This is a genomic window from Mucilaginibacter gilvus (genome assembly GCF_004054195.1).
GTDB lineage: Bacteria > Bacteroidota > Bacteroidia > Sphingobacteriales > Sphingobacteriaceae > Mucilaginibacter > Mucilaginibacter gilvus.
On the sequence record NZ_SBIW01000001.1, the window covers coordinates 599,747 to 612,563 of the forward strand.

Here is a 12,817-nt window from a genome sequence, read left to right on the forward strand (position 1 = left end):
GAATTGGACCTCGAAACGGTACACTTAATAATAACCCGGCATTTTAATCAACCCTGATCAAATCCCTTTGAGCAGGGTTTTTTTATGTTTTTATGTCATTGTTGTTTTCATAGTTTTTAGGTTTACTGATCATTGGTTATACTTTTTTTATTATTGGTTCAATTTTTTAACAGCCTTTGCCTTTAAAGTGGTACACCTGGCCCTCCTGCACAACTTTGCCCTTCACCAGTTTAGAGATAATGACCATGATATTCTGCAGGGAAACATTTGTGAAATTTGCCGAGATAGAACATTTAGCAAGGTTATCATCAGCCTTAATTTGGATGTTGTAGCGATGCTGCAGCGCGTTTAAAACTTCCTGCAGGGCCATATTCTTAAACACCAGCCCGCCGTCTTTCCAGTCGGTTAACATGGCAACATCCACGCCCGTTGTTTTTTGCGCTGTATTATCTTTTTTATTGATAAAAACCTCTTCGGCCGGGGTAAGGAAAACGGTTTGCGCGGTTGCCGGGATAACGCCCACCTTACCGGTAACTACATCAACCTTTACAAAAGCGTCTTCGGGATAAGCCTTTATATTAAAGCTGGTACCCAGCACCTGGGTACGGATACCGCCCGTATGTACAATGAATGATTTTTCGGCATTGTGCGCAACTTCTAAAAACGCTTCACCCTCCAGGGTTATCTCGCGCAGGTTTCCGCGGAACTTAGCGGGATAAGTAAGCTTGCTGCCACCATTAAGCCAAACTTTGGTACCATCTGCCAGGGTGTAATTCACTACCTGGCCATTGGCAGCGGTAAGCTGCTTGTTTTTTATGGGGTCGAGATAGTTGACAATATTACTGCTGAATTGATAGACGATGGCCGACAGACCTATAATGGCGATGGCCGATGCCGCCACCATCCATTTTTTTGACGAAACGCGTTGTTGCACAGGCTCATCAATAGCCGCTATGATGCGGCTGTATACTTTGTCTTTCTCAAACGCCACACCATGATCCGCTGCCTTTTGTTCGTCAAGGTTCAGCCCGTCAAAGTATTTTTCTACAAGTTTTTCCTGCAGCGAGCTATCGCCGGCCTGGTTACGTTTTTTCAAGAATGTAAACTTTATTGGTGGTTTATATATGTAGGATGCAATTGGCAGGGTTAACCCCCAAAGGAAATTAAAATATTTTTTGGTGGGGATGTGATGGTACACTTACCATCATATCTTTTGACGGTACTGTTGATTTTTATTTAGTTTCGTTCCATCCAATACACCATAATACTAATATGCAAATTATCACCCACAACAAAAACGGCACCCAAATAGCTGAATTAGTTTCGGATGCTATTCTGATACAAACGCCTGAAGATGGCGCGCAACTCATAGCCGACCTTTACTACCAGGGCTTTGATCTGATTATCATACACGCGTATCAATTAGCTCCGTCTTTTTTTGAACTGAAAACGGGATTGGCGGGTGAGGTTTTGCAGAAATGCTCTAATTGGCGTATTCGGTTTGCTATTATTGGCGATTTTAGTCAGCTTTCCAGCAAAAGCATGCATGATTTCATTTTAGAAAGTAATAAAGGCAAACTGGTCCACTTTTTAAGTTCCGTAGCTGAAGTGATTAAAATAGCCTGACCATTGCCCGGCACGATGTGCCACAGGAATTTACATGAACCTACTGAGACCGCTTTAAAGGAATTGAAACCGGGGCAGATAGACGCAGTTGCTTCTTATTTATTACCGAGTTCTTCTGCCAGACCAATCAGCAATCCTTCGGTTCCGCGGATATAGCAGAGTTTATACGAATTTTCGTACCTAACCACTTCGCCAACAAGTTGTGCGCCACGTTTGATGAGCCTGGCCACCAGTTCGTCAATGTCTTCAACAGTGAACATAGCGCGTAAATAACCCAAAGCGTTCACAGGGGCGGTGCGGTGATCTGAAATAACAGGTGGAGTTAAAAATCGCGAGAGCTCCAGCCGGCTATGCCCATCGGGGGTAACCATCATCGCGATCTCTACATGCTGAGAACCCAATCCCGTAACGCGGCCAGCCCATTCGCCTTCGATCTTTGCTCGCCCTTCGAGCCTTAAACCTATTTCCGAAAAAAAAGATATCGCGTCATCGAGGGATTCTACAACGATGCCGATATTGTCCATTCGTAGTAACTTGTTTTTTGCCATCGATTTATCTTTTTATATCAAAAGTCATCATTTCTATTCAAAATTTAACTCAAAGTTTATGCCTAAGCGGTGTAAGGATCTGATGAAAAGTAGCAACCATGTACTCATCATTCAAAACAACATCCCTAACGTTGTACTAACAGCTATTCTTAAAGAAATTTGGCTTAAAAAGCCCCTTTTTTTGGCGCGGTTTACCCTCATTGCAATGGATGCAGTTTTTTATTTTTGATATTTACACAAACCTAAAAATCAAACCAAAATGAGAAAAGTAATCTATGCCACCAACATCACCATAGATGGCTGCTGCGACCACACCAAAGGAATTGCTGATGATGAACTACATGAGTATTTTACAGAACTGCTGAGGGGTATGGGCCTGCTGGCCTACGGGCGTAAAACTTATGAATTGATGGTCCCTTTTTGGCCCGGGGTTGCAAAAACTCAATCAATGGGCAAAGCCACCAATGAGTTTGCCAAAGTATTCGATTCGATAGAAAAGCTTGTTTTTTCGCAAACACTGGAGCGCGTCGACGACAAAAACACCACCATTAGCCGGGCAAAGCCGGAGGAAGAAATATTGAAGTTAAAACAAGGCGAAGGCAAGCCTATTTCGCTCGGTGGTGTGGCGCTTTCTTCGCACCTTATAGCGCTTGGCCTGGTTGATGAGTACCATTTTGTTGTTCAGCCTTTTATAGCGGGAGAAGGTACGCGGTTGTTAAAAGGAATTACCCTGCCGGCGACGTTAGGTTTAAAACTTGTGGAGTCGAAAGTCTTTAAATCGGGCTGTGTAGCGCTTAAATACGTAAAACAGTGACTTGGATTATTGAGGTACACCTCACCGCCTACTATTGGCTGTAGCCCCTTTGAACAGATTATTTAATTTAGGTTCGTATAAACCAATAACCATGATGCTTCAAAACAAAAACGCCGTGATCTATGGTGCAGGCGGTTCCTTAGGCGGGGCGGTGGCCAAAGCCTTCGCCGCTGCAGGTGCCCGTGTATTTTTAACCGGCCGTAACATTGCTTCGGTGCAAAAAGTAGCTGATGAAATAATTGCCTTAGGCGGCCTTGCCGAAGCCGCGCAGGTTGACGCCTTTGACGAACATAACATCAACAGCCATTTGGATGCCGTTATACAACAAGCCGGCATTATTAATGTCTCATTTAACTTAGCGGGTATAGATGTTAAACAAGGCGTGCCCCTTGTTAGCCTTACCATGGGTGAATTTATACTGCCCGTAACCCAAACCCTGCAAACCCGCTTCCTTACCGCCAAGGCTGCGGGGAATGCCATGATGAAGCAACGCAGCGGGGTAATACTCTCGCTTACTGCAACGCCTGGGGGCATTGGTTATCCGTTTACGGCGGGTTTCGCGGTCGCCTGTACTGCGGTAGAATGCTTTTCAGCCAACCTTGCTGCCGAACTGGGTGTGTATGGAGTGCGGGTGGTAAATATCCGCTCGGGCGGCTCGCCCGACTCAAAAGTTTTTAAAGATGCACTCGAAACCATCCCCGATGAGATGGGCGGCGTACTGAACCAGATGGAAAACGACTCGATGCTGAAGCAATTGCCCCTGATGTCCGATATTGCCAACACAGCCGTATTCCTGGCATCTGATATGGCCGGCAAAATAACAGGCTGTACCATAGATGTAACCAGCGGCACTACCGCAGGATTAAATTATAGGGTGCCGAGGCTGTAAATAAAAATCTTATTTTATCTTGTGTACCATCAGCAGCGCCACTATTGATGGCAGGTAATCCGTTAGCCCGGTGCGCAGGTAGCGCAGGGCTATGGTCATTTGGTTTTCTACCGTTTTTATAGAGATGCCCAGGCGGGTTGCTATCTCTTTATTGCTAAGGTATTCTTTACGACTAAGGGTAAATATCTGGCGGCATTTCTCGGGTAGCTGGGCAACATTATCTTCCAGCACCCGGCTGATGTCGTGCTGTAGCAGCTGGCTGTCTGCACTATATTTTTCGGCAAGTACTTCTATAGCCGAAATATCCAGCGTGGCCCTTTGCGTGCGGATATACATTAGCACCCGGTTTTTGATAGCTACTTTTAAGTACCATTCCAGCGAGGCGATGTTAAGGTCGTTGCGTTTTGTCCACAGGTCTATAAAAAGTTCCTGCACCAGGTCCTCGCACACATCTTTATCTCTGAATAAATTGTAAGCGGCGTAGTAAAGTTTTGGCGAATATTTATTGTACAGTATTTCAAATGCCTTGCGGTCATCCAGCCTGAGCAACTCTAATAATTTTGCATCGGGCCACATTTGATATTCCTGTTGTGGGAGCATAAATGGACGAAAAAACGGTTGGTGAATTGGTACAGCATAATTACAAGTTTATTTTGAGAAAGGAAAATTTTTGTAATTATAGCCTCACCGGCACCACCTATTACTTGCGCGGGCGCCTTGGCCTTAGGCCGGCCGGCTGGCTCTCGGCAGTTTTACCGTAACCGGTAGACATAGGCCTCCGGGTAAAGGACGAGGGTGCGGGTTTCTTTTTAATATCTTCTTCCCTCACAATATTTACCGTAAGTGTACGGTCGCCAATTTCAGTACCATCCAGTTGAATTGCCGCGTTTTCGGCCTCATCCATCGTGTCAACCTCTAAAAATGCATAGCCCTTACACACGCGCGTTTTTTTATCGCGAACGATCTTAATGGTAACCACGCTGCAATGCGGGTCGAATATCTGAACCAATTCCAATTCGGTTATATCAAGTGAAAAACCGCCAACAAATAATTTAACCATTTTTAGAGCGCGTATACAATTAAATGAAAGAAAATAATACGCCGGGTACGGCGCTATATTGTGCAATTAGAGGGTTTATGGCAGCAAATTTACTATTAGTATTTGCATTATCCTTAAAATCAGCGGTAGTTTGATTGAAAATATTTACAACTGACCGCTAAAAAAACCCAAGGAGTACTAATTAAGCAAAAAACGCTCCGGATCTCATCCCGGAGCGTTACCAATTAAGCACTATACATTACAAATCAAACCAACTATCCCGTCGATCTTATCTTTAATATTTACTGCGTTAACACCATGTATCTATATGGCTGCAGGTATATTTTGTTTGTTAAGGTAACGGATGCACCGGTGAATGCATCCTTCCAGCCGGTTGTGCTTACGGTTGCCGGCAGGCTGTAGGTTACATTGTTGCCGCGCAGGTTATCAATCACCAGCACTTTCTCCTTATCGGTAGATTTTTTGAACGCTGCCACATCATCGCTGCTCATTACAACCAGGTCGCCGTTCTTTAACGCGTCGCTGCCTTTTCTGAAGTTTAGGATGGCTTTATAAGCCGCGGTTATATCCGCGTTTTGGCTCCAGTTTACCGGGGTATGATAAAAGAAATCCATACCAGCGGTGTTACCCACTTCCTGGCCGGTGTAGATCATTGGAACACCTTTCATGTAAGCGGTAACTACAAATGCCGCCAACGAGCCAGCTTTGCCGCCATACAAGTTAACAGGGCTGCCATCGCTGTTGTAAACATCGTGGTTGGTGGTGTACCTAACCACCTGCGAGCCACGGAACGAGGTTGCATATTCGCTGGTGTTAAGATCCTGCAGCATGGTAGCAGACGCGCCGGTACCAAACACTTTGCTTTCCAGCCCCGAGTAATAACCCATGCCATAAACCAGGTTAAAGCCCGCTTTAAAGTGGTCGTTACGCGTACCTTCGGCCAGCATCAGCAGTTTGTGGCTGGTGATCGTTTTTAGCGCGTCGTTCGCCTGTTTCCAAAAATCGAAGGGAACAAAATCGGCAGCGTCGCAACGGAAACCATCTATATTGGCGGTGTACACCCAATATTTCATGGCATCTATCATGGCGGCGCGCATGTCTTTATTGGTATAATCCAACTGCGCAACATCCGTCCAACCGGTACCCGGCGGGGCTATGATATTGCCTTTGGCATCCAGCTTGTACCAGCTTTTATTGACTATCCAGGCGTTATCCCAACTGGTGTGATTGGCCACCCAGTCCAGTATTACCGTCATATTACGCTCGTGGGCACCGGCAACTAAAGCCTGCAGATCGGCAAGGGTACCAAATTCGGTATTCACGCCCTTATAATCTTTTACCGAGTACGGCGAACCCAACCCACCGGCAGATTTTTCTACGCCAACCGGGTAAACCGGCATTAGGTATAGCACGGTGGTGCCCAGATCCTTAATGGCATCTAACTTTGCCGTTACGCCTTTAAAGCTGGCATCGGCACTAAAGGCACGCAGGTTAACCTGGTAAATAATGGCATCCTGCGAGTTAACAACGCCGGTAAAAGGCGTACCAACCTGCGGGTACGATGCATCGGGTACAATTGCCGGGGTGGAGTAATCGTTCTTTTTGCAAAAGCTAAAGAAAACGATCACCAGCAGCAGCAACCCGCTTTTTATCTTTTGATTGATTGTATATCTCATCTCTTTGATCAATTAAGGGGCCATCTTAACGGTGGCCCCGTTTGTTAATTTTTCTTTAGCTTGTAATTGTAGTTGGTTGGGTCGTGCAGATCCAACGTAATGGTGTAATTACCACTTGTTGGCACACTCAGGTTATCCAAAGTACCGTCATAACCAAATACCGGGTTATCCGCGTAAGCTAATTTGCCTTCTTTGGTCACTCCAAAATCTATCGCCCACTGGTTATTAGCCCTGAATTTAAACGAGCCGGTAGAGAGCATATCGCAGGTAAGCGTCCACACCTGCTTGGCAGGGTCGTACGTCATCTGCGTATCGCCACCCCAGCCCCCCGGTGTTGCATCGCCTATAATACCCCAGGTGGTTGGCGCTGCCGACCATGTTTTGGTATTGAGGTTGATAGACACCTGCACATAACCAGGTCCCGGCGAAACCAAGCCGCCTGCTGAACCATCTTCGGTAGTAGTGCCGCCGCCTGCATCGCCATAATTAATATGGTCCCAATCCGGCGAGCTGGTGAACTTAAAGTAGTAGTTATCTGCCGATGGCATGTAAACGTAGCCCTCGTAAATTTTGGGTTTTAAAGCCGCTGCAACTGGCGCCGTGCCCGGCGACCAGCCCTGGTATGCACCTGGGATGTATAGCACCGGGATAACAGGCGCTGCCGCATAAGGCGTAACCGTTACAATAACCGGTTTGGTAAAAGCGTACTGGTCCTGGTAGGCACGTACCCTAAAAACCAGCGTACCGGCTGCACCTGTTGCCAATCCTTTGAAAATAGCCAGGGCGTTAAGGTCCTTGCCTTTGTAGGATTTGCTTAACGCATCTTTACCAACTGTAATGCTGGTCGCATTTCCCCAGGCTGTCGTGCCCACGGTATCGGCAGGTACATCTATCTGCAGCATATACGTAACCGATGCTTTAACGGGATAGGTAACCGCTGGCCAGGAGAGCGTTACTACAGATGTGGTATCGTTGGCCTTGCTAAGCGTTACCGCGTTGGTTGATGCGGTAAGGGCTGACGGAAATGCTACCGTTTGCAGCGTGGTAATGGTTGCATCCTTTTTACAGGCGGTTGCCAGACAGCCAATAAGTATTAATAAGAGGTATAAAAACTTTTTCATAATGATATATGGGTTAATAACCTGGATTTTGTTTTAATGTACTGTTGGCATTAAGCGCTGCAGTAGGTATGGCGAATACAAGCCGGGTAGCAGGTGCAGCCGGAACAAAGCCATGCGGCAGCAGGTATTTACCAAACCTGATCATATCCTGCCTGCGGTGGCCTTCCATATTTAGCTCAAAGCCCCTTTCGTCGTAAATATTATCCAGCGTGGGTGCGGCTATATCCGTTAAGCCTGCCCTTTTCCTAACCTGGTTAAGGAACGGTGCGGCCGCAGTAGCGTTACCTAAACGAACGTTACATTCTGCCTGTATTAAAAGCACATCGGCATACCGGTAAATAGGGAAATCGTTAGAAGCGCCGCTTGCATCAGGCTTTACCGGGAAGAATTTAACATCCCTTATACCTTCGTCGGGAGCGGCCCCTGGGCTAATTAAAGAAGACACATCACGAGTGTAAGTAACCCCGCCTGCCTGCGTACCAACCAAAAATTGTTTTTTACGGATATCCTTATCATTAAATTTATCATAAAACTCTGATGGGATAACGGTACCATTCCAGCCGGAAAAGCCTATAAGTGCTACGCCATTAGGGCTGTTAAGGCTTCTTATACCGTATATATTGCCGCTCACTACATTCTGGGTTATATATTCGGCCAGGATGGTTTCATCGTTAGGGCATACATCGCCAAACAGCTCGTAATACTGGTTACCCAGCGGGCTGCCTGCGTTTACCTCACCGGAATGTAAAGAGTATCCTCCCGCAGCAACTTTATTTGCGGCGGCTAAAGCCTCTTCCCAATGCGGCGTGCCTGTATAAACCCCGGCATTTAAATACACCTTGGCCAATACCATATAGCCCGCCCATTTGTTAAAACGACCGTAATAGGCGCCACCCCTTGTTTCTGAGAGCAGGTCAACATTAGCTTTTAGCTCTGTAATAATAAAATCGTAAATGGTTGCTCTCTTTTCCTGCGGAATTTTAGATACATCGATGTTGTTATCGGTATAGAAAGGCACATCGCCAAAATCATCAATAGCTAAATAATATAGCCAGGCGCGCATTACTTTGGCTTCGGCTATCTTTGAGGGATCGGCCTTAGCTGCGGTTAACTGTGTAATTGCCAGATTGGCGCTGTAAATAGATGAGTAGATCCAGTTCCAGGTGTTGTTTATGATACCTAAAGTCGGCAATTCGGTACGGGTATAAAGCTGGGCAAAATCCAACTGCCAATCGCCTGTATTACGGTGTGGTATCACTTGCTCATCAGACGCGAAACTGTTCAGGTCATACCAGCAGTTATCGCGCCCTGCATAATTGCTTCCCCACGTTCCGGTGATCTTTCCGTAAACTGTGGCCAGCGCATTATCTGCACCGGCAGCGGTGTTATAAAACGCATCGCCTGCGTACTTATCGTACACGTTCTCGTTAACCTTGGTACAGCTTTGTGCTGCAAGGCCAACTATTAAAATACTTGTTAAAAATTTCTTCATCATTTTAATTATTTTAAAACAACATTTAAACCGATGGAAAAGGTGCGGGTGGGCGGGTATGTACCATAGTCGCCGCTGGATAAGCCTCCGCCATTTACCTCGGGATCGAGGCCGCTGTATTTTGTAATTACGGCCAGGTTTTGCCCTGTTAACGATACGCGTAAAGAGCTGATGTACTTAACCTTTGGTACATTGATACGGTACCCGAAGGATAGATTTTGAAAGCGCAGGTAAGAGCCGTCTTCCAGCCACAGGTTAGACCCGTACCCCGATGAAGCAATGCCCAACGGCAAAGCGCTTTGCAGCAGGTTAGATTTACCCAGGTTTTCTTCCAGGCTTAATGTTTGGCGTAAGCCGTTATAGATCTTATTACCACCCGAACCGCGCCAAACCATTGATGCATCAAAGTTTTTATAGGTAAAGGTTGGTGTAAAGGCGTAGGTATACTTTGGCTGAGATTGCCCTGCTGCTACCCTGTCTTTACTTTGGTCGCCCTGGTCTATGGAACCATTGCCATCCTGATCAACAACGGTTTCTCCATTATTGGCGTCTTTACCCAAATGCTGCAGGATAAGGAATGTGCCAATAGGCTGGCCTTTAACCAGGTAAGCGTTAGAACCCAGGCCAACATAGTTGGTAGGTACGTCCAGTCCCTGTATGTTACCGCCAAGGCTCAATACTTTACTTTGCATTAAAGAACCGTTACCGGCAAGCGTTACGGTTGTGTTGTCGGTTTTAATTACCGTGTAGGCCAATGCAAGTTCAAGCCCACGCGCTTGTAAACTGCCTATGTTTGCCAGGATATTGTTTACAAAGAAAGAGCCCGTTACCGGAACCGTGTAGCGGAACAGCAGGTTATCGGTATTAGCGGTATAGGCATCTATGCTACCTGTTAGCCTGTCGTTAAAGAAACCAAAATCTAAACCGGCGTTGGCCTGTTTTTTCGTTTCCCACCTTAGGTTAGGGTTAGCGTTTTGTGTATAGAAATAATTGGGGATTAACTGGCCGCCAAAATATACTGTAGGTGTTTGGCTGTTAAGGCCCACCAGCGCAATAGAGTTTTGCGGGGTGATGCCCTGCTGATTACCCGTAACACCGTAGCCTACACGTAATTTAAGGCTGCTAAAGGTTTTCTGGTTTTTCATGAAGCCTTCCTGGTCTACCCGCCATGCAAGCGAAGCCGAAGGGAAGTTACCCCATTTATGGTTTTCGCCAAATACGGTTGAACCATCTCGCCTGAAACTCGCGGTAAGCAGGTAACGGTTATTGTAAGAGTAATTAACCCTGCCCAGGAACGATACCAGCCTGCGGTCGTTTTTATAAGAAGCCACATCGCCGGATAAGGCGTTTGCCAATGTACCAAGCTGTAATGCGTTATAGGTAGCTATATCGTTAGCAAAACCCCTGGCAGCCGAATAGCTGCCATTATAGGTTTGCGCCTGCCACTCGTATACAGCTGTAGCATCAAAATGGCTTACACCAAAGTCCTTTTTATAGTTTAAACTGATATCCATCAGCTTCTCATCCACATGGTCGTTATTGATGTGTGCCTGGCCATTATAGTTCATGGCGCTGGTGATGGTGGAAGCGGCGGGGGCGTAGTATCCATTATTAGAATCTGCTTTTCTCCAACTGCCAAACCATCCGGCAGACAGCCCTTTGTAAAGTTCCAGGTCGGCCCTTAAACTGCCGAAGAGGTTATTAATACTGTTGTTGTTTTTAACAGTTGTGGCAACAGCGTAAGGGTTTGTGTACTGAAAAACGTTAGGGTCGGTATAGAAGCTGCCATTGGTGTTTAAAACCGGGTCGGTAGGCCTGGATATATACGTTTGGCTGATTAGGTTAGAGGTAAAAGCTGCGTTACCAACGCCTGTAGGGCTGTAGGTAAATTCGTTGATACCGCTATTTACATTCATGGTTAGGGTAAGCCTGTCATCGAGTGCTTTTTGTGTTGCCACAATGCGGCCAATGTATTTTTTATAGCCCGAATTGATAACAATACCAGTTTGGTTTATAGCAGTTAAAGACGCACGGTAATTAAACTCGTTGGCACCGCCGCCAAACGCAAGCGTATGGTTTTGTGTTACGCCATTGCGGGTAAGCAGGTTAAACCAATCGGTATTGGAACCGTGGTTGGCCGATGCATCAACATTTTGTGCGGCAGCCTGTTCTGTCCATTGCTCGGCTGATAATAGCTTTAGCTTGTTTGCAATAACATCAAGCGACGTATTTTCGGAGTATTCTACACTTGTTTTGCCTACCGTACCCTTTTTAGTGGTTACAATAATAACGCCGGGGGCTCCGCGTGAGCCATAAATGGCGGTTGCGGAAGCATCCTTCAATACATCTATAGAGGAGATCTCGCTCGGTGGTACCTGGTTCAACAGGTCCATATTACCTTGTATCCCATCCACAACAACCAGTGGATCGTTACCTCCCTGTAATGAAGTAATGCCGCGAATGCGAATGGTTGGCGGCACACCCGGCTCGCTGCCTACCTGGGTAATGTTTACACCTGCGGCTTTGCCATCCAATTGCTGCAAAGGGTTGGTAACCGCCCCCGGGTTGAGGTCTTTGGCACCAACGGTTGATATAGAACCGGTAAGGTCTTTTTTCCGCACGGTACCGTAACCCACTACCACCACTTCTGACAGGGAGCGCTGGTTGGGGATAAGGGCGATCTTGAGCGGTTGATTGGCGATCAGGATACGCTCGGTGGCATCAAAACCTAAAAAGCTAACCGTAACGGAAAGCGATTGCAGGCTGCTGTTTGTAATAGAGAAACCGCCATCCTTGTCGGTTGTCATAGATTGGTTGGTTTCCTTCACCACAACAGTGGCACCAGGAAGCGACAGGTTTCGTTCGTCTACAACGGTACCGCTAAAGCGTGCTTTTTGGGCGAAAGTTGTTAATGTGCAAATAAGGAATAGCACGGTAAGGCCGTACTTAAACAAGTAAACTTTGTTCATAGAAATTGGTTTTAGTAATTGGTTTGATAAACCTTCTGATTGGGTCAGTGCGGCTTATTCAAATATAGACGGGCGCATCAGCTAATAGCGCTGGTTCGAAAAGCCGATATTAAAAAAACTAAAAAATATTTCTACATAAACACCTAACAATCAAATATTTATAAATTTTAGAAATGAAGATTTATATAGATAATTACAGGCGGGATATAGATAAAATCACCCATTTTTAGCCTTTAAATCGCCAAAAAACAGCGCATATCAATGGGTTTTGAGCGCCCAAACCGTCATTATTATGTGGTTTGCCAGGAGTTTTAATGACGATTCGATCGTTTTCAAACAATTTAAGCAACGCTAACCTATTTGGCAATTTTCCGACGGCTTTCTCTTTGTTTTTGGTCTTTTCCGTTGACGGACGCTATGCTGCTCCAAAAATCGTTCATATTAATTCCACAATAATACTTTCATAAGATTTTATTATTCAACACGTTGCGATTTTAATTCAACCATAAATTTCTATATCGGCCTTCCCAAGCCTTGATTTTTGCCGGGCCGAACGGTTCATTTGTATCGCGCTACCCAATCGTATAACCAATAATTACCATTTTAAATTAAAGCCGGGCAT

The 12,817-nt window shown here is 45.9% G+C and carries 11 protein-coding genes; 3 read left to right on the forward strand and 8 right to left on the reverse strand.

Annotation, left to right across the window (positions count from 1 at the left end; all coding sequences use genetic code 11):
• Window positions 1-166 precede the first annotated feature (166 nt).
• Window positions 167-1,096, reverse strand: a complete 930-nt coding sequence (locus EPL05_RS02815; RefSeq protein ID WP_128531981.1) for a FecR family protein — start codon at window positions 1,094-1,096, stop codon at window positions 167-169.
• A 176-nt stretch (window positions 1,097-1,272) separates the two neighbouring features.
• Between EPL05_RS02815 and EPL05_RS02820 the strand changes: the two genes are divergently transcribed.
• Window positions 1,273-1,626: a DUF4180 domain-containing protein gene (locus EPL05_RS02820; RefSeq protein ID WP_128531982.1), complete on the forward strand. Its 354-nt coding sequence runs from the start codon at window positions 1,273-1,275 to the stop codon at window positions 1,624-1,626.
• A gap of 95 nt (window positions 1,627-1,721) precedes the next feature.
• Here the strand turns inward: EPL05_RS02820 and EPL05_RS02825 are convergent, their stop codons facing one another.
• Entirely contained in the window at window positions 1,722-2,174 is a 453-nt protein-coding gene (locus EPL05_RS02825) for a VOC family protein (RefSeq protein ID WP_128531983.1), read from the reverse strand.
• Window positions 2,175-2,433: 259 nt separating this feature from the next.
• Between EPL05_RS02825 and EPL05_RS02830 the strand changes: the two genes are divergently transcribed.
• Window positions 2,434-2,988, forward strand: coding sequence for a dihydrofolate reductase family protein (locus EPL05_RS02830; RefSeq protein ID WP_128531984.1), 555 nt, complete (start codon window positions 2,434-2,436; stop codon window positions 2,986-2,988).
• A 91-nt stretch (window positions 2,989-3,079) separates the two neighbouring features.
• Complete coding sequence (locus tag EPL05_RS02835) at window positions 3,080-3,877, forward strand: SDR family NAD(P)-dependent oxidoreductase (protein ID WP_128531985.1); 798 nt, start codon at window positions 3,080-3,082, stop codon at window positions 3,875-3,877.
• A 9-nt stretch (window positions 3,878-3,886) separates the two neighbouring features.
• On the opposite strand, the gene EPL05_RS02840 is transcribed toward EPL05_RS02835, so the two are convergent.
• The 6 genes from EPL05_RS02840 to EPL05_RS02865 all read right to left on the reverse strand — a co-directional run bounded on the left by EPL05_RS02840 (window position 3,887) and on the right by EPL05_RS02865 (window position 12,195).
• Window positions 3,887-4,477, reverse strand: a complete 591-nt coding sequence (locus EPL05_RS02840; RefSeq protein ID WP_128531986.1) for an RNA polymerase sigma-70 factor — start codon at window positions 4,475-4,477, stop codon at window positions 3,887-3,889.
• Window positions 4,478-4,577: 100 nt separating this feature from the next.
• Window positions 4,578-4,937 carry an RNA recognition motif domain-containing protein gene (locus EPL05_RS02845; protein WP_128531987.1) on the reverse strand — a complete coding sequence of 120 codons (360 nt, stop codon included), beginning with the start codon at window positions 4,935-4,937 and terminating at the stop codon, window positions 4,578-4,580.
• A gap of 281 nt (window positions 4,938-5,218) precedes the next feature.
• A complete protein-coding gene (locus EPL05_RS02850; RefSeq protein WP_128531988.1) occupies window positions 5,219-6,613 on the reverse strand; it encodes an alpha-amylase family glycosyl hydrolase in 1,395 nt (464 codons plus the stop codon).
• Window positions 6,614-6,657: 44 nt separating this feature from the next.
• Window positions 6,658-7,734 (reverse strand): SusE domain-containing protein, encoded by a 1,077-nt coding sequence (locus EPL05_RS02855; protein WP_128531989.1) that lies wholly within the window; start codon window positions 7,732-7,734, stop codon window positions 6,658-6,660.
• 13 nt (window positions 7,735-7,747) lie between these two features.
• Complete coding sequence (locus EPL05_RS02860) at window positions 7,748-9,229, reverse strand: RagB/SusD family nutrient uptake outer membrane protein (protein WP_128531990.1); 1,482 nt, start codon at window positions 9,227-9,229, stop codon at window positions 7,748-7,750.
• 5 nt (window positions 9,230-9,234) lie between these two features.
• Window positions 9,235-12,195 (reverse strand): SusC/RagA family TonB-linked outer membrane protein, encoded by a 2,961-nt coding sequence (locus EPL05_RS02865; RefSeq protein ID WP_128531991.1) that lies wholly within the window; start codon window positions 12,193-12,195, stop codon window positions 9,235-9,237.
• Window positions 12,196-12,817 lie beyond the last annotated feature (622 nt).